The 21,164-nt window shown below is 41.8% G+C and carries 19 protein-coding genes; 15 read left to right on the forward strand and 4 right to left on the reverse strand.

Annotation, left to right across the window (positions count from 1 at the left end; genetic code table 11):
* Positions 1-50: 50 nt before the first annotated feature.
* Positions 51-257, forward strand: a complete 207-nt coding sequence (locus NE664_08500) for a hypothetical protein (protein ID MCQ4726697.1) — start codon at positions 51-53, stop codon at positions 255-257.
* A 208-nt stretch (positions 258-465) separates the two neighbouring features.
* Here NE664_08500 and NE664_08505 read toward each other — a convergent pair whose 3' ends face one another.
* Positions 466-1,368, reverse strand: coding sequence for a VanW family protein (locus tag NE664_08505; GenBank protein MCQ4726698.1), 903 nt, complete (start codon positions 1,366-1,368; stop codon positions 466-468).
* A 260-nt stretch (positions 1,369-1,628) separates the two neighbouring features.
* Between NE664_08505 and NE664_08510 the strand changes: the two genes are divergently transcribed.
* Positions 1,629-2,570: a hypothetical protein gene (locus NE664_08510; GenBank protein MCQ4726699.1), complete on the forward strand. Its 942-nt coding sequence runs from the start codon at positions 1,629-1,631 to the stop codon at positions 2,568-2,570.
* A 454-nt stretch (positions 2,571-3,024) separates the two neighbouring features.
* Here NE664_08510 and NE664_08515 read toward each other — a convergent pair whose 3' ends face one another.
* Positions 3,025-3,918: a MerR family transcriptional regulator gene (locus tag NE664_08515; protein MCQ4726700.1), complete on the reverse strand. Its 894-nt coding sequence runs from the start codon at positions 3,916-3,918 to the stop codon at positions 3,025-3,027.
* A gap of 507 nt (positions 3,919-4,425) precedes the next feature.
* Between NE664_08515 and NE664_08520 the strand changes: the two genes are divergently transcribed.
* The 13 genes from NE664_08520 (at position 4,426) to NE664_08580 (ending at position 19,491) form a co-directional block, all read left to right on the forward strand.
* On the forward strand, positions 4,426-5,313 hold the full coding sequence (locus NE664_08520; GenBank protein ID MCQ4726701.1) for a MurR/RpiR family transcriptional regulator: 888 nt from the start codon (positions 4,426-4,428) through the stop codon (positions 5,311-5,313).
* 3 nt (positions 5,314-5,316) lie between these two features.
* Positions 5,317-6,159, forward strand: coding sequence for a class II fructose-bisphosphate aldolase (locus NE664_08525; GenBank protein MCQ4726702.1), 843 nt, complete (start codon positions 5,317-5,319; stop codon positions 6,157-6,159).
* A gap of 15 nt (positions 6,160-6,174) precedes the next feature.
* Positions 6,175-7,065: a 2-hydroxy-3-oxopropionate reductase gene (gene garR / locus NE664_08530; GenBank protein ID MCQ4726703.1), complete on the forward strand. Its 891-nt coding sequence runs from the start codon at positions 6,175-6,177 to the stop codon at positions 7,063-7,065.
* Between the two features lie 14 nt (positions 7,066-7,079).
* Positions 7,080-8,519: a hydroxyacid dehydrogenase gene (locus tag NE664_08535; protein ID MCQ4726704.1), complete on the forward strand. Its 1,440-nt coding sequence runs from the start codon at positions 7,080-7,082 to the stop codon at positions 8,517-8,519.
* Positions 8,520-9,597: 1,078 nt separating this feature from the next.
* Positions 9,598-10,428: a 3-methyl-2-oxobutanoate hydroxymethyltransferase gene (gene panB / locus NE664_08540; protein MCQ4726705.1), complete on the forward strand. Its 831-nt coding sequence runs from the start codon at positions 9,598-9,600 to the stop codon at positions 10,426-10,428.
* Between the two features lie 203 nt (positions 10,429-10,631).
* A complete protein-coding gene (locus NE664_08545; GenBank protein ID MCQ4726706.1) occupies positions 10,632-12,314 on the forward strand; it encodes a formate--tetrahydrofolate ligase in 1,683 nt (560 codons plus the stop codon).
* Positions 12,315-12,402: 88 nt separating this feature from the next.
* Positions 12,403-13,257: a bifunctional 5,10-methylenetetrahydrofolate dehydrogenase/5,10-methenyltetrahydrofolate cyclohydrolase gene (locus NE664_08550; GenBank protein MCQ4726707.1), complete on the forward strand. Its 855-nt coding sequence runs from the start codon at positions 12,403-12,405 to the stop codon at positions 13,255-13,257.
* A 485-nt stretch (positions 13,258-13,742) separates the two neighbouring features.
* On the forward strand, positions 13,743-14,273 hold the full coding sequence (locus NE664_08555; GenBank protein MCQ4726708.1) for a folate family ECF transporter S component: 531 nt from the start codon (positions 13,743-13,745) through the stop codon (positions 14,271-14,273).
* A gap of 65 nt (positions 14,274-14,338) precedes the next feature.
* The gene (locus NE664_08560) at positions 14,339-14,968 is read left to right on the forward strand and encodes a cyclodeaminase/cyclohydrolase family protein (GenBank protein ID MCQ4726709.1); all 630 of its coding nucleotides are present in this window, start codon (positions 14,339-14,341) and stop codon (positions 14,966-14,968) included.
* 232 nt (positions 14,969-15,200) lie between these two features.
* Positions 15,201-16,271: a peptidoglycan-binding protein gene (locus NE664_08565; GenBank protein ID MCQ4726710.1), complete on the forward strand. Its 1,071-nt coding sequence runs from the start codon at positions 15,201-15,203 to the stop codon at positions 16,269-16,271.
* Positions 16,272-18,443: 2,172 nt separating this feature from the next.
* Entirely contained in the window at positions 18,444-18,719 is a 276-nt protein-coding gene (locus tag NE664_08570; protein ID MCQ4726711.1) for an autorepressor SdpR family transcription factor, read from the forward strand.
* Entirely contained in the window at positions 18,709-19,338 is a 630-nt protein-coding gene (locus NE664_08575) for an SdpI family protein (protein ID MCQ4726712.1), read from the forward strand. The genes NE664_08570 and NE664_08575 overlap by 11 nt, the downstream gene beginning before the upstream one ends.
* Positions 19,339-19,491, forward strand: a complete 153-nt coding sequence (locus NE664_08580; GenBank protein ID MCQ4726713.1) for a hypothetical protein — start codon at positions 19,339-19,341, stop codon at positions 19,489-19,491.
* A gap of 299 nt (positions 19,492-19,790) precedes the next feature.
* Here NE664_08580 and NE664_08585 read toward each other — a convergent pair whose 3' ends face one another.
* Positions 19,791-20,972 carry a beta-hexosaminidase gene (locus tag NE664_08585; GenBank protein ID MCQ4726714.1) on the reverse strand — a complete coding sequence of 394 codons (1,182 nt, stop codon included), beginning with the start codon at positions 20,970-20,972 and terminating at the stop codon, positions 19,791-19,793.
* The gene (locus NE664_08590) at positions 20,962-21,162 is read right to left on the reverse strand and encodes a DUF951 domain-containing protein (GenBank protein MCQ4726715.1); all 201 of its coding nucleotides are present in this window, start codon (positions 21,160-21,162) and stop codon (positions 20,962-20,964) included. Before NE664_08590 ends, NE664_08585 begins: the two co-directional genes overlap by 11 nt.
* Positions 21,163-21,164: the final 2 nt, after the last annotated feature.

The raw sequence follows: 21,164 nt of genomic DNA on the forward strand, positions 1-21,164 counted from the left end.
TTTTACAAGGCGCACACGCCGCGAAAGGAAAAATTTTATGGATATATGCGTTGCATACGCTTGACGGAGAATACGCTGCGCCTACGCGTATACGCCTTGAACTGCAAAAGGTTTTCCGTTTTGAGGCCGTGAGAGTTTTAACGGGCGTCAGCGGCATAAAAGCAAGGCAAGGGCGCCCACGCGCGGCGGCAAACGGTTCCAATACAGCTATTGCGACGCCGGCGCCCGTTAAAACCGTGCATGCTATTGTAAACTGAAGCTATATATGTTTGCATACGAATATTGAAAAAATAAACCGCTTTATGAAACAGAACGTAATTTGGAAAGATAAATGCAGACATACCGGACAGGCATGTGATTTTATGCCAAAAAGCGATAAAAAGGGAAAAGGCGTCCGGCCTTGAAAGCCGTATGCTTTTTCCCTTTTTAAACAAAACGGTATTGTTGTCCGCGCTTGAAATTCCTTTATTTTTTATAAACGCTTTTTGCAATATAATCCACAACGCCGTCTACATATCTGTATAATGTATAAACTCCGTTATTTTCCGTAACTTTAAGATCGATTTTTCCTATCCCGGGATCGGAAGGGGAAAGAAAGCGTATCTTAATCGCCCCGTTTTTCATAACGGATTCTATTTTAACGGGAACGGACAAATCGTTTCTGAAACAAAAATCTATACTTCCCCATGACGCCGTTGCATCGCGGCCTGCCGGCAGGTAGCCCACTTTAAGGGAGTGGTTACGCCTTTCGGTTATAGTCATGCCGGAATAAAGCGCGGCGTTGTAAAGCGTTGAAGATATTTGGCATATGCCGCCGCCTATCGCGTCCACAATTTCGCCGTTTGATATAACGCCGGCGTCTTTATAGTCCCTTTCGGGAGTGCGGCGGCTTAGTATAACGTCGTTATATGAAAAAGTATCTCCGGGATTGAGTATTATGCCGTTTATGGAATCGCTTGCAAGAAGCATATTATAGTTACGGTTTGCGTCGGAACTTCTCTGGCTGTAGTAGGTTATGTAAGAGGCGATATCGTATTCAAAATTAATTCCGCCATGACTGTCTTTTGCCGCCTGTTCTTCCTGTTCTTTTTTAATGCGTTCTTCTTCGGCTTTTTTTGCGGCTTCTTCGGCTTTGCGTTTTTCTTCGGCAAGCCTTTTTTCTTCGGCTATCCGTTTTTCTTCCTCCTCCTCGGCAATACGTTCTTCTTCGGTTTGATCGAATAGTATAAGCCCGTGTGTTTCTTCCGGTGAAGGAAAATTTTGGCTATGGGAAATTTTAGCGCCGTCGTCTGACGCGTCCTGTGTATTTACAGGCGCCGCTGTTCCTAAAGACATTGATACTACCAATGCGCCGATAATTGAATTCATTTTATGCACACTCCTTTTCGCAATTATATTACAACTGCTTTTTTTATTCAATGAATATATTGTAAACATTAAGAAAATATTAAATTTTAAACGGCATGTCCCTTTATTATTTATATGCGCGGCGGCATGCTTTAAGAACAAAAAATCAGACGCTTTTTAAAACAAAAAGTTCCGCAAAATGCGAAAGTTCAAATTTTGCCTGAAAAACAGGCGATTAAATTCTTTTATGTGGTATACTCTGTTAAAAGGGGGTTGCAGAGATGCTGTTTGAAATTGATGAAGATATACGGGAAATAAATATAAATCGGCTGGATCCGGAAAAAATAACGGCCGGGCTTTTGTCCATTGACGATATTGAAGAAAACAACGGCCTTTTTGAAATACCGCAGACAGCTTTAAACGAATGCAGGAGAGTCGCAAAAAGCGGAGCCATGAGAAGTTCTGTCGACGTTTATGAAAATATGAGTTTCGGAATTATAAATATTGTGGACGTTAAAAATATTTGGGGCGACAAGGACAGGATGGCGTTTCTGATAAGGCGGAACCTGTTTTTGCTTATTGACATTGTGGATAAGGATAAAAGCACATACGGCCTGTTTGATTCCGCCGTGCGCCGCATTAACCCTCAGAAGGCTACCCTTGAGAAAATTATATATGCAGTGCTTGAATGTCTGATTAAAGACGACAATGTGGAGCTTGAGGAAACGGAAATAGAAATAAGCGACATGGAAGAGGAAATCGCCTCCGGCAATACGGATCGTGTTTTTGTTGCGGAAATGCTTGCAATGAAAAAGAAACTGCTTATACTCCATAATTATTATGAACAGCTTATTGACGTGGGCGAGGAACTTCTGGAGAACAGGAACGATATATTTGACGACGAACATCTGCATTATTTTAAGCTTTTTACAAAGAAGGCCGAAAGGCTGAGCCAAAGCGTCGAAAGGCTGAGGGAAAGTATTGTTCAGCTTCGGGAAGCCAATCAGGCGAATATGGATTACAATCTGAATTATGTTATGAAAATGTTTACCGTCGTAACGACCGTTTTTCTTCCGCTTACGCTTATTGTGGGCTGGTATGGAATGAATTTTAAGCATATGCCGGAACTGTCATGGAAATACGGATATGCGGCAGTATGTATTTTGAGTGCGGCGGTTGTAATATTCTGTCTGTGGTTTTTTAAAAAAAAGAAACTAATGTAGAAAGCTTAGGCGGCGGGGATTTAAAACTGATATTTAAAATATACGGTTATAAGCGTATGACGGCAGGCTATGTTTTTATGTGTTATGTGGAAAATCGGAGCGATAAAATTTCATATCCCGAGGAAGGCAGTGGATTCGGAACAGTTTAAAAACTGTTATTATATCGTATGTTTTGCGTTTTAATACATGGAAATCAAAACTGTATTTTGCAATTATTTGCTTATTTATAATTTTAGCATTTTTTATTTTTATACCGGAACATAATTTATAATTTTTTGGCGCAGCGCGTAAGTAAAAATAATCCAAAATGGAAATATATAACCGGAAAGACAAGCCTGTTATGATAAGCAAATAAAATGACAAAAAACGTCCTGAAAACCCGGACGAGCCTGTTTGCATGCGTTCATGGCTTTAGGGCGTTTTTATGTTTCGGACGGAACAGGGATGTGAGCGGCTATTCTACAGGTATTATTATTTTGGTAAGATATTCGCTCTCGTTTTTTACGTCCACAGGAGAGATAATAAATTCTTCCGATATTGGCCCTTTAATCTTGTAATTATGCTGGTTTATCCATTTCAAAGCGGCAATATGAGTGTTTATAATGGTGGAATGGCTCCCTACATGCATTGCCGTAACTGCTTTAAATGCCGGACGCAGCTTGAAATACGGACAGCTTTCGTCAACAGCTTCAACGGGAACGCTGACTTCAAGATCACAGTCTTTTTTAAGGAACTGCTCAAGCTGGCCGTTGTGGTATGTGAGGGTAATAACGCCTTCCGATTTGAGATTATATTTTTTTATAATGTCAAATATTTCAAACCACCGCGCAACCGAAACGTAAGCGTTTTGGTAGTTATATTCCGTTCGGCGGGTATAAACGCAGTATGTTTCTTTAATATTTTCCGTTTGTATGTATCCGTTTTTTGACCCGTCGGAATTTGCTATCAGTTCCGAAAGGCCGTTGTTTTGGCCGAAACAGCCGAGAAAATCGCTGCCTTTTTTCATACGGTCTATCGTAAACAGTATTTCATGGTGAAGCGCCTGCATGTCTTTAATTTCTTTTTCAAGCGATTTGGCTTTTTTTTCAAGCTGTTCTACCTGCGCTTTTATGGCGCTGCCATAAACCATTGAACGGATTTCTTCAAGCGTGAAGCCGAAACCTTTAAGCCGCCTTATTATATAAAGCGTAAGCATTTGATCCTCGCTGTAGTAGCGGTAATTTGTTTCGGAATCCCTGTGGCTGGGCACAAGCAGTTTAATTTCATCGTAGTATCTAAGGGTTTTGATGGGTACGTTACAGATGTCGGAAATATCGCCTATTGTATAGTATTTTTTTTCGCTGTTCAAATTTTTTACCTCTTTTGTCTAAAAATAATTATTTTTATTTTTATTATAATTATATAAATTTATTTTGCAACAAGGCAATTTTTACAAAATTTTTAGGCGTTTTATGGATAATATTGTTCCTGCTTTAAATAACGTTATTTTTTCGACAGGATAATAAGGGCGTCAGCGGCTCTCCGGCTTTGAATGGAGGGATTTTTTTGTTCAAGGCGCAAATATGCGGGCCGTGCGGCAATTGCGGCGCGGGTGATTGCCCAAAGGGGATTTCGGGAGACCGGTTAAGTATTTGCGGCGATGAAGAACGGAAAAATTCACCATATTAAACGCGTACGCCTTTTTGATTTAAGTCAAGTCTTGTATAAAAAATTCTGTATACAAAAAGCGCGGGTAGCAAAAAAACTGCTATAAATAAAATTTTGATTTTTGCATGAAAAAATAGTAAAAATTATACTATATTTTTTTATTATTTTATGGTATGCTGATAAAAGGAAACATCAGGAGGGATTTTTTGTGGCGAAAGACTTATTCACTGAAATCAGGGTTAAATATAATACGCTTTCCAAAAACCAGAAAATTGTTGCCAATTATATATTGGAAAACAGGGATAAATGCGTTAGGATGACCTTGAATGAACTTGGACGCGAATGTAATTTGAGCGAAACTACCATAATAAGATTTATAAATAAGCTTGATTATAAATCTTATCAAAGCTTCAGGCTGGACATGGCCCAAGATTTATCAAGGCACGATGCGGCCGATTCGCCCAAGGGCTCCGAATATCAGGAGATTAAAAGCGGCGACAGCGCCGAAGAGGTTAAACAGAAAGTTATTTCCATCGCTTCAAGCGCAATTACGGATATTAACAACCTTATACCTGTGGAAACCGTTACTGAAGCCGCAAAGCTTATCGAATCCGCGCGCAAAATAATGTTCTTTGGCGCGGGCGGCTCCGGAGTTGTTGCTATGGACGTATACCATAAATTTTTAAGGAGCGGGAAAAACGTTATACACGAGGGAAACTCCCATATAGCCCTGATCCATGCTTCCCAGCTTACAAAGGACGATCTGCTTATACTTATATCGCATGAGGGCGAGAGCAAAGAAGTGCTTGAATGTTGCCGCCTGGCGCAGGAAGGGAAGGCAAAGGTGCTGGGCATTACAAGCTATATGAACAGCGATCTTGCAAAAATGGCCGATTTATGCATATTCAGTTCTACGAATGATTCGGCTTATTATACGGAGGCTATGGTTAGCCGTCTTGTCCAGCTTGTAATAATGGATATGCTTTTCATAATTGTAAATGCGCGCGAGGACGACAAGGCCCTTATGGCAATTGAGGCCGCAAACAGGGCTACAAGGGAAATGAAAGTACATAACGGTTATGAAGAGGAGGCTTGACAGTTGTTTATAAATTTAAAAGACGCGCTTAAAGGCGCGAAGGAGGATAAAAGGGCGTTAGGCTCGTTTAATGTTTACAGCTATGAAACGATACGCGGCGTGATAAAAGCGGCTAAGGAGGCTCAAAGCCCGGCTATAGTTTCCTTCGGAGCGTCTTACCTTAAAAATATGAGCCTTGAAACGGTTTATTCAATCGCGCTTGAGGCGGCAAGCGAAACGGAGGGGCAGATTGTTCTGCACCTTGACCACTGCACCGATATTAATATTATAAAAAGGGCTGTCGGCGCGGGGTTTACTTCCGTGATGTACGACGGTTCGGCATTGGATTTTGAAGAAAATGTAAAGAATACGTCCGAGGTTGTAAAGCTTGCCCATGCAAAAAACGTATCGGTGGAAGCGGAGCTTGGCAGCATTGCGTTGGGGGAATTTTCCAATGAAACCGAAATAGACCACGGCCAAAGCTATACGGATCCCATTAAGGCAAAGGAATTTGCCGAACGTACGGGAATAGACGCGCTTGCCGTTTCCATAGGCACGGTACACGGCATGTATAAGGCAAAGCCCGACATACGGGTTGACATATTAAAGAAAATAAATGACTTGACGTCCGTACCGCTTGTGCTGCACGGCGGCAGCGGCACGCCGGAAGAAAAAATACTTGAATGTATCGAAAACGGTATCTGCAAAATAAACGTAAATACGGAAATTTCACAGTATACGGTTATGAAAATAAGGGAGCTTTTAAATAAATCGGAAAACACACACCTCTCCAAGCTTTCGCTTGAAGAAATTTCATTTGTTAGCGAGGTTGTGTTTAAATATATAAAATTATTCTTAAATAAATAAACGGGGGAATTTTCTATGAAAAAAGCAGGATTTATTGGGCTTGGCATTATGGGAAAGCCAATGGCTAAAAACCTTTTAAAAGCAGGGTGCGAACTTATGGTTTACGACATAAATAAGGACGCCGTCGACGAAGTTGCAAAAGAAGGGGCGAAAGCCGCTGGCCTTGAAGAAATAGGACGGGAATGTGAAATTATATTTACAATACTTCCCAATGGCAAAATAGTGTCCGACGTGCTTTTCAGCGAAAACGGAGTTTTTTCAACGGTTAAAGCCGGAGCGGTTGTGTGCGATATGAGCTCGGTAACTCCTACGGAAAGCAAGGCGTGCGCCGCGAAGCTTTTGGAAAAAGGCGTCGGATTTATCGATTCTCCGGTATCTGGCGGGGAGCCTAAGGCTATAGACGGCACGCTTGCTTTTATGGCGGGCGGAGAGGAAAAAGACTTTGAAGCCGTTAAGCCTTATATGGATATAATGGGCGCAAGCGCGCTGTTAATCGGTCCCAGCGGCAGCGGTTCCGTTACAAAGCTTGCAAACCAGATTATCGTTAACCTCACCATAGCTACTGTGTCCGAGGCTTTTGTGCTTGCGACAAAGGCCGGCGCGGATCCGGTAAAAGTTTACAACGCAATCAGGGGCGGCCTTGCGGGAAGCACGGTTCTCGACGCTAAAATACCTATGATTGTTGAACGCAACTTTAAGCCGGGCGGCAAGATCTCCATAAACCACAAAGACATTAAAAATGTTATAAACACGGCTCACGAAATTGACTGCCCGGTGCCTTTGACAGCCCAGCTTTTTGAAATTATGCAGGCGCTTAAAGTAGGCGGGCATATGGACGACGACCACGGCGGCATAGTTCAGTATTTTGAACAGCTTGCAGGCGTTGAAGTTAAGAAAGCGCAGTAAGGAGGGCAAGTATCATGACGGAAGTTAAACCAATAAGCGCCGACATATTGCGTTCATACAAGGCGGTTGATGAGAAAAAAGTTGACGAAACGCTTGCAAAAGCGCTCGCGGGACTTAACAAAAAAATCGTTGTGCTTGACGACGACCCTACGGGCGTGCAGACGGTAAACAATGTGTCTGTATTTACAAATTGGGAAGTTGAAACCCTTATAGAAGGCTTTAACGAAGAAAACAGCATTTTCTTTGTGCTTACGAATTCCAGGGGGCTTACGGTTGCCCAGACTACGGCGGCGCACAGGCAGATGGCAAAAAATATATACGAAGCCTCTAAAGCGACGGGAAAAGACTATATTTTGATAAGCCGCAGCGATTCGACTTTAAGGGGGCATTATCCGCTGGAGCCTATGCTTCTTAAAGAAGAAACGGAGAAGCTTACAGGCAGGAAAATCGACGGGGAAATAATGTTCCCATTCTTTAAAGAAGGCGGGCGTTTTACAATAAACAACATACATTATGTAAAAGAAGGCGATATGCTTACGCCGGCAGGGCTTACGGAATTTGCAAAAGATAAGTCTTTCGGATATTCTTCAAGCCACATTGGCGAATACTGTGAGGAAAAGTCAAAGGGAGCTTTTAAAGCGGAGGACATGACGTATATTTCCCTTGAAGAATTAAGAGATCTTGAAATTGAGAAAATCGCCGAAAAACTCGCGGCTGTAAAGGATTTCGGAAAAGTTATCGTAAACGCTGTCGACTATGTGGATGCAAAGGTGTTTGCAATAGCTTTCTGCAAAGCCGTTTCCGAAGGGAAGCAGTTTATATTCAGAAGCGCGGCGGCGATTACGAAAGTCCTCGGCGGCGTTAAGGACAAGGCCCTTTTAACAAAAGAAGAACTTGTCGAAAAGGGGAACGCCAACGGCGGAATCGTTTTAATCGGCTCGCACGTTAAAAAGACTACGGCACAATTCGAAGAACTTAAAAAATGCAGATTTCCGCTTGAATTTATAGAATTCCGCGCCGGCAGAGTGCTTGAAGAAGGCGGCCTTAAAGACGAGGTTGAAACTGTTGTTGCGAAAGCGGAGGAACTGATTAAAAACGGGAAAACGGTCGTAGTGTTTACAAGCCGCGACCTAGTTAAGCTGGATACGGACGATAAGGATAAGATACTTGAAGCTTCAGTAGCCATTTCGGACGCCGTTACAAGCGTTATAGGCAATCTTAAAGTAAAGCCTAATTTTATTATTGCAAAAGGCGGAATTACTTCAAGCGACGTCGGCACAAAAGCCCTGCGTGTAAGGCGCGCTACCGTTATGGGCCAGATTAAGCCGGGCATACCTGTTTGGATGACGGGGGAAGAAAGCAAATTCCCTAATATGCCGTATGTTATATTCCCGGGAAACGTAGGGGAAGTTACAACGCTGAGGGAAGCCGTCGAGATATTAATGGGAGAATGATATTATACATAAAAGGGCGCGCGGCAGAAGCGGTATTCCCGAAATTAAGCTTGGTTGAGCTTATAAAGTAAGGCGTGGCATATATTAAAAAGCATGCCTTCCGTAAACGGAGTCCGTATCGGTTTCCAATAGAATTTATAGGCGGATGAAGCGCGCAAAATGATAACGTAAAAACGGCACATCACATTTTTAGTGTGGTGTGCTTTTTATGTTTTAGGTATATCAGATATATTTTAAAGTTAAAAATAAATTTTAATGGTTTTTAAAAATAAATAATGTTAGTTTCGGTTTACAAACGGTACGCGCGGTTTTAAGCGGAAACATCGGCGCGACAGCCGCGTTTAGGCCGCCTGCCGCCGGGTTCGCTGCGCCGGCGCGTTTTGCATTGCCCATGTGACGACGACGCCCGTTAAAATTATGCGGCCTCATAAGGAAAATTTTCCCCTTTCAAGGCGCATACGCACAGGCGCGGCGCATCATGCGGCAGAGAAAAACGGGAAATTTTTCCTTGTGTGACGTGCGCGCCGCTGTAAACGGAGGATAAGAGTAATCTAAGACAGTTTTTAAACCGAATTAAAAACAGCGCGGCAGTATATATGGGGTTGTATGGAACGAAAGATTTTCGCCGGCAATTTATTTATGACGGAAAGCGCGATATATTGTTTTCGGCATCAGGATTTTACTGCATACGGAACCGTTATTAAATTGCCGGCATTTCCGGATTTTGACAATGCCCGCAACTTCAAGGCGGATTTTTGTATTTTGCCATATGGCATACAGATGCGTTTATAATTTTCAGAGGAAACTTAAAGCGTTCAGTTTTGTTTTGTGTTTTTAAGTGTTTAAACACATTTGAACACAAGCTGTTTTTGTAAAAAAATGTATTGTATTTGTTAAAAAACAATACGAAGGTTCTATTGTTAAAATTGCATACATATTTGACATAAAATAAGCCGCTTATTTATTAAAAAATTTTTTTTGAAAAAAACTGGGTTTTGGCACGCCGTTTGCTGTTATAAAATAGCACAAGTAAAAATTTCTAGTCAGCCAGTAAACCAGTAAGGAGGATTATCTAATTATGAAAAAGAAAATCACAGTTCCAGACATTATGGCATGCAAAGGCGGCAGCAAAGTTCCTACAATGATTACATGCTACGACTACACAAATGCACAGCTTGTTGACGAAAGCAATATTGACATGATTCTTGTCGGCGATTCTCTTGGTATGACGATGCTTGGTTACAAAGGCACAGTCGGCGTTACTGTAGACGACATCATATATCATACGAAACATGTTGTTAAAGGCGCGCCAAATACGTTTGTTATCGGCGATATGCCTTTCGGCTCATACAATGTAAGCATTGAGGACGCCGTTAAAAACGCAAACAGGATTTTTACTGAAGGCGGATGCGACTGCATTAAGCTTGAGGGCGGTTCGGACGTTGCGCCTGTTATTAAGGCTATTGTTAAAGCCGGAATGCCGGTATGCGCGCACATCGGCCTTACTCCTCAGACATCTGCAATGATGGGCGGCTTCAAAGTTCAGGGCAAGAGCCTCGAAGCGGCGCAGGAACTTCTTGACAGCGCAAGGGCCGTTGCGGAAGCAGGCGCGTTTATGGTTGTTCTTGAAGGCATACCGGCAATGCTTGCAGACGAAATTACAAAGAGGATTCCTATCCCTACAATGGGTATCGGCGCCGGGGCAGGATGCGACATGCAGGTTCTCGTTGCTCAGGACATGCTCGGCATGAACGACTGGGTTCCTAAATTCGTTAAAAAATATGCCGATCTACGCACAACAATTATCGACGCTTACAATACATACTGCGAAGAAAGTTCCGCAAGGACATTCCCGGCGGAAGCTTATCAGTACAACGCTAAAATCGAGGGAATTGAAAACCTTAAGTAATACGGAAGTATTTCGGGTTTTAGGACAATAAAAACTTAAAACGGAGAGGTTTCGGACTGTATTAGGGGGAGCGCCGAAGCAAAAGGCGTTTTTAAACGGTATCTGCATCGGTATGCGGATGGATTTACGGGAGTTAGTTAACGGGGGATTTTTCCTGTTGATTATAGAATGAAGTTATTATATATTTAGGAGGAACAAATACAATGGCAGAATTTTTAACTGATATTGAAATCGCCCAGAGGGCTGAAATGCAGGTAATCAACACGATCGCTGAAAAAGCGGGGATTCCTGATAAATATGTAGAAAACTATGGCAAATACAAAGCTAAAATCGACTACAGATATTTACAAAACGAGCTTAAAGACGCAAAAGACGCCGACCTTATACTTGTAACGGCTATTAACCCTACTCCGGCAGGCGAAGGCAAAACGACAACTACAATCGGTCTTGGCGACGCGCTCAACAGGCTTGGCAAAAAAACTATGGTTGCGGTAAGGGAACCGTCGTTAGGCCCTGTATTCGGCGTTAAAGGCGGCGCGGCAGGCGGTGGATATGCCCAGGTTGTTCCTATGGAGGATATTAACCTTCACTTCACAGGCGATTTCCATGCAATCGGCGCGGCAAACAACCTTCTTGCCGCTATGATTGACAACCATATCCATCAGGGAAACGCCCTTGACATCGACCTTAAGAAAATCGTTTGGAGAAGGGCCGTAGACATGAACGACAGGCAGTTAAGGAACATCGTTGACGGCCTCGGCGGCAAAGGCGACGGCGTTACCCGTCAGGACGGATTCGATATTACGGTTGCGTCTGAAGTTATGGCTGCATTCTGCCTTTCAAACGATATTATCGAATTAAAGGAAAAGCTTGCTAAAATGATTGTTGCATACAACAGAAAAGGCGAGCCTGTAACATGCGGACAGCTTAACGCACAGGGAGCTATGGCGGCTCTTTTAAAAGACGCCCTTAAACCAAACCTTGTTCAGACGCTTGAAGGGACGCCTACATTTATCCACGGCGGTCCTTTCGCTAACATCGCTCACGGCTGCAACTCTGTAATCGCAACAAAAATGGCTTCAAAAATAGCTGATTACGTTGTTACTGAGGCAGGTTTCGGCGCTGACCTCGGTGCGGAAAAATTCCTTGACATCAAGTGCCGTCAGTCGGGCCTTAAACCAAAAGCAGTAGTAATCGTCGCTACGGTAAGGGCTCTTAAATACAACGGCGGTGTTCCTAAGGCAGAACTTAACAACGAAAATCTTGAAGCTCTTGAAAAAGGACTTCCTAACCTTCTTAAACATGTTGAAAACGTTACGCAGGTTTACGGTCTTCCGGCAGTTGTTGCAATCAACGCGTTCCCTACAGATACAAAGGCTGAACTTGATCTTGTTGAGAAAAAATGCAACGAACTCGGCGTTAATGTTGCGCTTTCAGAAGTTTGGGCAAAAGGCGGCGAAGGCGGAAAAGCTCTTGCGGAAGAAGTTCTTAAACTTATCGAGAAAAACGCTCAGTTTAATTATGTATATGATGTTAACCTTCCTATCAAGGAAAAAATCGAAACAATCGCTAAGAGGGTTTACGGCGCTGACGGCGTTGACTTTGCTCCGGCGGCCAATAAGCTTATTGCAGAATATGAGAAACTCGGTTTCGGCAACCTTCCAATCTGCATGGCTAAAAACCAGTATTCAATGACAGACGACGCTACAATACTCGGCAGGCCTACAGGATTCAGGATTACTATCAGGGATCTTACTTTATCTGCCGGAGCAGGATTTATTGTCGCTTTAACAGGCACAATCATGAAAATGCCGGGTCTTCCTAAAGTTCCTTCGGCAGAAAAGATTGACGTTGATGTTGACGGCAAAATCAGCGGTTTATTCTAATTATTAAATACATCTTTTGTAAATGATGGCTGCGGCGGGAAACGGATTGTCTGTTTCCCGCCGAAACATGTTTATTATTTTTGGAGGTATTGCTATGGTTATAAAAGGTAAGCCGGTTGCGGACGCCATAACGGCGAAACTTCAGGAAGAAGTTGCGGCGCTTAAAGAAAAAGGCATCGTACCGAAACTTAAAATCGTGCGCGTTGGCGCAAGAGGCGACGACCTTGCCTATGAAAGAGGAGCTTTGAGCAGGATGAAAACCTGCGGCATTGAGGCGGAAGTTTTGGAACTTGACGCTGAAATCAGCCAAGAGGCTTTTGTAAAAGAGCTTAAAGCAGTTAACGACGACAAATCGGTTCATGGGATACTGCTTTTCAGGCCGCTCCCGGCTCAGCTTAATATGGATGAAATTAAATATGTAATCAGCGCCGAAAAAGATGTTGACTGCATAAGCCCGCTGAATGTCGCAAAAACATTCGACGGCGACAAGACAGGTTTCCCGCCGTGTACAGCGCAGGCAGTTATGGAGATTCTCCACCATTATGAAGTGCCTGTGCTCGGAAGCGACGTTACTGTTGTGGGGGCTTCGCTTGTAGTAGGAAAACCGCTTGTTTCGCTTCTTATACAGGAGGAAGCTACAGTTTCAAACTGCCATATTAGGACGAAAGATACGTCTTCATACACAAAAAAATCCGACATTGTCGTTTCGGCGGCTGGATGCGCCGGGCTTGTTAAAGGAGACTGGATAAAAGAAGGCGCCGTTGTAATCGACGTAGGCATAAATGTCGATAAAGACGGCAATATCTGTGGGGACGTGCGTTTTGACGAATGTGAAAACAAGGCAAAAATGATTACGCCGGTTCCGGGCGGCGTAGGTTCCGTTACAACGTCGGTGCTTGCAAAACACGTTGTCCAGGCGGCAAAACAGCTTAATAATATTTAATGTGCCGAAAACGCCGCGGTCTATTCGGCTTAAGATATTTTGGGAATTACTTTGAAATAATTTGCATACCGTGCCGGCTTGGCCGGATATGCAGTTTATGAGAATTTTTGGTTTACGGATAAAACGGCTCCATAGGCGGGCGTCGGCATGCCTTATTAAGGGGAGGCCGGCCTTGAAGAGCCGTTTTATATGAATGATAATAATAACAAATTTTTACTAAATTGAATAACAAAGATACTATGGCCGGAATTTTTATCCGTGCTTGAGGAGGGGAGCGAACCGGTAATGTCAAATCCCGGCCTCCTCGTCTTTAGATTCAGGGCTGACCCGATAGGCTGAGGGACTTTAATTGCGGCGTTGACAGACAAACGGCGTAATGGTTTCAGTGAGGGCTGTGGCTGAGTCCAGAATAGTATATTGCATCTAGCAAGAATTTTGTTATAAAGTTGGCGAAAAACAATTTATACAAAACAGGAGGCAATACTATGAATTATTTAAAAGAAGCTGCATTGGAAATTAAAAAGGTAAGGACGCTTACAAGCGCGGCCGTTGCAACGGCTGTTACGGTTGTACTCGACTTTTTTAGACTTGTGTTAACGCCTACAATGGAAATTTCATTTTCGTTTTTAGGCATTGCTTTGGCGGGCATGATGTACGGCCCGATTGTAGGCGGGATTGTAGGAGGCATTTCGGATTATATAGAATATCTTATCAGGCCAAGCGGCGCTTTCTTTTTTGGTTTTACGTTTAACAAAATAGTGTCAGGATTTATATACGGTCTTTTCCTTTATAAGAAACAGCCGACAATCAAACGCACTGCTATGGCCGTGTTGGTTGAAACTGTAATTGTGACTTTGATATTAACACCGCTGTGGCTTAATATTATGTATGGTTCATCTTTATTTGTTATTGAAAGGCTTGTAAAAGCAGTTATACTTTTCCCGATAAATACATTCCTGCTTTATAAGATCTCAAAAGTTGCGTCGGACATAATATTAAAACGCGGCACGGTTTAAATAGATTAATAAAAAACGGGGGCGCTGTATGCTCCCGTTAATTTTATAAAGAAAGGGAGATTAAAATGGTATTAACAGAAAAAAGCTGTGCGGAATTTGCGGAAAAACTTGCTTCTAAAGAGCCGGTTCCGGGCGGCGGGGGCGTTGCGGCATTGGCGGGGGCGCTTGGCGCGGCGCTTGGAACTATGGTTGCCAATTATTCAATAGGGAAAAAAGCTTTTTTGGGCATGGAAGACAAACATAAGGAAATAATTGATAAAACTACGGCATTAAGGGAAAAAATGCTCGGCCTTGTAGACGAGGACGCTGAAAATTTTGAGCCGCTTTCAAAAGCATACGGTATGCCTTCTTCAACGGATGCGGAAAAGGAGGAAAAAGAAAAGGTGCTTCAGGCGGCGTTGAAAGTTGCCGCAAAAGGGCCTATTGAAATGGTCGAGTGCATTTATGACGTAATAAAACTTCATGAAGAACTTGTGGATTTAAGCACAAAGCTTATTATAAGCGACGTCGGATGCGGCGTGCAGATGCTAAAAGCGGCTATATACAGCGCAAGCCTTAATGTAACCGTAAATTTAAACAGCATTAAAGACGAAGTTTATGTTGAGGAAACGAAAGAGAAGGTTACAAGGCTCGTTTCCGAAGGCGGCAAAATATGCGACGAAGTGTTTGATAAGGTTGTAGCTGTTTTGGGATAATTTCTCGGAAGGCATATTTATTGTTTTGATGTGTATAAGCATGGCGGCAGAATAAATTTGCAGTCAAAGGTTAATATGGAATTGAAAAAGGCAGATATAAAAGCAAAAAACCGTATGGGATTTACCGTACGGTTTTTTGTTTTGCCGAAGCCGTAATCAGGGTAACCAAACGGGGGCACTCCTTTGAAATTATTAAGGAATATAAAGCTTTTGATTCAAATGAGGAATGTTTATGACAAATACTATAGGGGAATTGGCGGTTAACGGCAGGTTTGTTGGGAGCAAGGAATATTTTATTTATCTTAATAAAAAGTTTTTGAAGGGGGAGCTTACAAAGGGGAGTAATTACTACAAGTACGGCGAGCTATATTCCGATGTGCTGGGCAAGGTTAAAAGCGGAAGATATAAAGGCCCGCTTAATGTCGGGAAGAAAACATACAAAGATGATTTTTATAACATTTTTAAACCGTTGGCCAAGCAGATCAAAGACGATTTGGATAAGGGGAAGTATTGGCTGAATTATATAAAGGATGAAAATGCCGAAAGGCTTGAAAAGGCGCTTAGCGATTTAAAAGCGTGCGGCGTTGTTGAAGGGTTTATGGCTACGGCACAGCATAAGCTTGAGGCGCTTAATTGGTATATGGATTTGGACAAGGCCAAAGTCCGGCTTTTGCAAAAATACTTAAATGCCCTAGGATATGGGCCGTTGGAAGAAAACGGTATATACGATAAAAAAACGTATGAGGCATGGCTTAGGTTTGTTGACGATTTGGGAAGGACTGAGGAATATGCCGCTTTGCAGAAAATAGGCGTCAATGATGAAAACCTTATTATAGCCGGAGGCGCTGTTGATTTAGCGCTTTATAGCGGCGAGAAGCTGGTTGCTTCGCAGATTCTTATAGAAGCGGGGCTGCCTTTCAGTAAGGATAATATTAAGAAGCTGATGGAAGGCACAATGAGATATAAAGCAATATATGCAGGCCATTGTTTGGTTATTGTGTTTGGCATAGTATTGGATTTATTGGAGTTGGGTATAGAAATAGAAAAGGATTTGACAGACGTTGATAAAAAATTGGGGGAAAAGACAAGGGAAAAAATTATTGAAGTTGTTTTGGATTTGCTGGGGCTGATAGCCGGAATAGCGGCAGGAAATTATGTGTTTTATTTATGCGCGCCTTTAGGGCCGATTGGCATAATGGTTGGTGCTGTGGCAAATTATGTAATTTGTTTTGCAGTCACAGATGCATCCAGTAAGGCTGGAAAGGCCGGCGTAAATTTTATATTAGATTTGTTGGAAATTTAGTTTTCGGGATAAATTTATTTATAAGCGCTGTAATGTATTTTTACAGCGCCTTTTAAAAATAGAGTGAATTTATATATAAATAATTTATTTTCTGTTTTTGTAATTTAAAAAATATTTTTCAAGAAGTATTGTAGTACGGTAGTTTTTTGATGATTTAGGTGTCAGGAATTTGCTTGTGTTGAATGTAAATGTAGCATGGTATGTAGTTTTAATCACAATTTTTTTGTTATCGAAAAACAGTATATATATCAATATAAAAATAAGCATAAACAGTAACAGTAATAATAAATAAGTAGAATCAGGCAGTGTAAAAAGCTTTGATATTATTACTGTAAATGGCGAGCCAAAACAAAATGAAAACATTAATGGGTGTAAATATAGAGATTTAAATTTCACTTTTTTTATTTCTTCAGGAAGGATCATATAATGATTGCTCTTGAAAAAGCCGTTGTTATCAAAAATATGGATTGTGCCGTCTTTTTCAATGCACATTAAGTAATAAGTTGTTCCGCGCTCTGATGCATCCATAAGAAAATGTCTGCATAAACTCAGCTTGATAACGTCTTTCCTGTCGCCGAAATATTTTTCAAAAAGTTCATCATATGTTTCCGTATAAATCCCTCCCTTTGGCGGTATTTAACTAAAGGAATGTTTTGCTGTTAAAATATTTTTCCCATATTTACTCATTTATTGGCATGAATCATTTACTCATTTGAGTTTCAATATATAAAATATATTATAAAATTTGTAAACGAAATAAGACATATTTATTATGCTATTTAAAACTATTATTCTATTGTGGCAGAACTCCATAAACTGATATAAATCAGGAATATACATAAAAGGAAATGTGTATTACACAAAAACTGCTTTTTGAAATAAGTAGGCTTTCAAAATTTAACCGAATATAAGCGACGCAAATACGCCGACGTTAATAAGGAGATTTGAAAAAACACGGAAAGCAGATTGGATTATAAAAGATCAATATTTACAGGCGCTGTTTACGGAAGATTTTGGGACTATGTATAACAGAAAAGTGAAAAGATGTGCCGAACATATGAGATTTGCAAAGAAAAACATCTGTTTTTTATAGCCTTCTATTAAAAGAAATATCGCGGTATTTATTTTAATATTTAAACTGACATTACATAATGAGGTATATTTTTGTAAAAAAAGAGCTCCGTCACTTATTATAAAATGAACGGAACTCAGCCCCAAAAATTATCTGCTCTGATAATAACATATATTCTAAAATTTTTCAATAGGAAAAGTGAATTTTATTTAATTTTTTTGTACTTCTAAAAACCGAATTACGAAAATTTACGGCATTTTTGACAAGTATTTAAACGCAAAGTTTAAGGCAGGGCTTTTTTGAACTTCCAAAGGCGAAAAATCCGTTGGCCTTATTTCAATGCCGTATGCCTGAAACTTTGCCGCAGTCCGTTTTGCTTTATGCCTACGGGTTCCCTTGTCTGGCATGCATTTTTCCGACTGTGATTTTATCCTGCATTTAATACTTTCCTTGTTATAAAAAGGGTTCTTTTTTATCAAATTTTATTTCGAGCAGGCTTTTTCAATTTTGATAATGCCAAACATAATATTATTCGGCATTGCCAAAAATAAAGAATAATATTTATAATGCGTAAAATGCCTTTTTTACGGGAAATAGCCTTATAGCGTAATGCGCTGAAAATAAACGGAAGTATCGAAAAACGGATATTATTTTAGATATAGGAATTTATATTTTGTATTGCAGTATGGGCCAGGGGGGTTAATGCAGAGGATGAGGCTGAAAGAAAGACGCTGTTTTGTCAGACGTATTCTTATGGCTTGCGGCATCGGAACATGGTATGGAGAAGAGGCGGCGTTACATAAATGATATGATTTATAAAAAGATGACGAATACATATTTATCAGGAACTGTTATTTTTTGGCAGTATGCATAAATGGCTTTATGGATAACGGACGGCGTTAATGTGTCTGTTATTCCGCAAAAAACAAGGGCAAAGCTTATTATATTGTAAAGTGTGATGACAAATACAAAGTTGAAATTGCAAATACTGCTGAAATATTTCGGAAAACTATTTAGAAAAAAATCGAAATAGATATTGATTATATCAGGGCGATGTGGTATTATCTATTTAGAAAAAAATCAAAATAGGTGGGGAAAATATGGGATTTGCCGAAACTTTTAAAGCCCTGTCCGATCCCGTAAGGCGGGAAATATTGGAAATGCTTAAAGGCGGTAGAATGTCAGCGGGGGATATTGCAAAACATTTTGATATATCCGGCGCGACTGTTTCATATCACCTTTCACAGCTTAAAAAGGCGGGATTGGTGTTTGAAACGAAACATAAAAATTATATATATTATGACATAAACACATCTGTATTTGAGGAACTTATGATGTGGCTTGTCCAATTTGGAGGGGATAAACATGAAATTTGACAAAACTCTTATTATAACTTCGGTTATATGCCTTCTGCCGGCTGCTTTCGGCGCCGCTGTTTACGGAAGTTTGCCGGAAATGGTGCCGAGCCATTGGAATTTTAACGGCGAAATAGACGGGTATACTCCAAAAGCGATAGCGGCGTTTGGACTTCCGATTATGATGTTTGCGCTCAACTTTATTACGCATTTCGTTTTGAATAACGATCCGAAACGGAAAAACGCCGGGAAAATGGCTGTGGTTCTGGGCAAATTTACCGTGCCTGTTTTAAGCCTTTTGATGGTTCCAATGAGCCTTTTAAACGGCCTTGGAGTCGAAATGCCTGTACATTATATAGCGCCGTTTTTCGTAGGGGCTGTGTTTATAATTTCAGGAAATTATATGCCTAAATGCAAACAGAATTACACGGTCGGCATAAAAATACCATGGACGCTTAACAGCGAGGAGAATTGGAACAAAACCCATAGGCTGGCGGGCAAGGTTTGGATTGTGGGAGGCTTTGTGATAGCGTTATGCCCGTTTTTGAACGGAGCAAAGTACACATTTTTTGCGGTTATGATGGTTTTGCTTTTTGTGCCTTATATTTATTCATATTATCTGTATAGGAAGGGCATATAAATGGAGAAAAAGCAGAAATGTCCATGCATAAATATTAAATGCAGAAGGCACGGCGACTGTGTCAGCTGCCGTAAATGGCATAAGATGAAAGTTAAAAAACTGCCGTTTTGTGAACGCGGCGAAAAAAAAGGGCAAGACAAAAATGCTCCGTGAAACATACGGCGGCATAAATAAATCCCCGTAAGGAATACTTATACGATGTTTTCCTTACGGGGATTTATATTTGTGCGGGCCGTTACGGGCTTATATGCTTGAAATACACGGTATTTTATACAAAGATGTGCCAAAAAGTCATAAATGTTAGATGTTGGCGCATAATGCGGTAAATACCGATTGGCGAAGGCATGAATTTGTGCCGTAATATGCCGTCCGCATATTTTTATGTTTGCGGGCAAGGCATATCAAGCTTTAAGCCGAATGAAACGGCGCGGTTTTCATTGAACGCATCATTTTCATCCTTCCGCAGTGTTTTCCATAGGTATCAGACCAAGATTTATTTTCCACACAAGTATGCGCCTTACGGCGTCGTTAATACGTTCTTCGTTTATTTCCCCCGCCTTAAAGGCCTCAATCACTTCCGCAGACTGTTCCGCGGGCGAACTTGATATTATCATATCGTTGCCCGCAAGCACGGCCATTACGGCAATGTCCTCGTCAGGCGGCGCAAAGGCGCGTATGCCCTCCATAGCGAGATCGTCTGTCATTACCACGCCGTTAAATCCGAGTTCATCCCTTAAAATACTGTGTATCTCGGGAGAAACGGATGCAGGCAGACCGTCCGCTTCCTCAATTATATTGTGGCTTACAAGCACGCTGTCGGCTCCCGCGCCGATACCGCTTACGAAGGGAAGGAAATCCCGCGAACGCAATTCGTCAAGAGTGCGCGTGTCCACTGCAATCCCCGTATGGGTGTCGGCGTTGCCGCCGTATCCGGGAAAATGTTTTAAAACACAGCCGATACCGCCGCGTTTCATTTCGCCTGCAACAGCCGCCGTATATTCGGCCGCCGTTTCCGCATCAAGGCTGAAACATCGGGGATAAATGTAATCGTTTTCGCTCTCCGGGACGTCGCAGACCGGAGCAAGGTTTACATTTATTCCCAGGCTTTTGAGGAAAGAAGTCTTTTCGGTAGTGTCGGCAATAAGCGCGTCAACGCCTCCTTTTGAAACTTCAAGCATGCTTTTGAAAGGTTCTTCCCTTAACGCTTTATATTTGCTGGCGCGGACGACGGTTCCGCCTTCCTCGTCAACTCCTATAAGAAGGGGGATTTCAGCCGCCGCCTGATAAGACTCTATATCGCTTATAACTTCCTGTGCGGTTTTATTTTCAAAATCCCTCGCAAAAAGTATGTATCCGCCCAAATAAAGATTTTTAACGTCTTCAACGGCGTTTATATCCGGACAGCGGGCAAAAAACATCTGGCCGATTTTTTCTTCAATGGTCATGTCTTTCAGTATTTTTTCAGCCGTTGTTTCAGCCGTTATTATTTCTTTTTCCGGTTCCGTAAGTTCCGGAACAGTTTCGGCGTCCGACATATTTTCCTGTATTGAGGGGGACTGGATTTGGGGACTGTCGGCTGTACAGCCGAAAAGGAGAAATGCCGCCGCTGCCGCCGCCAAAATTTTAATTTTCATCGCAAGCCCCCGCCTTCCTGATTATTTTTTTTACGCTCTTTTCAAATTTAGGCCGTGGGAGCATAACCATATGGCCGCAAGTTGTGCATTTAATGCGGAAGTCTATGCCTGTTCTCAGGACTTCCCATTCCCTGCCGCCGCAGGGGTGGTTTTTTTTCATCTGTACAATATCGCCTACTGAAAAATCCATGT

Origin of the sequence: Anaerotignum faecicola (assembly GCA_024460105.1) — a bacterium.
In the GTDB taxonomy this organism is placed as follows: Bacteria; Bacillota; Clostridia; order Lachnospirales; family Anaerotignaceae; genus JANFXS01.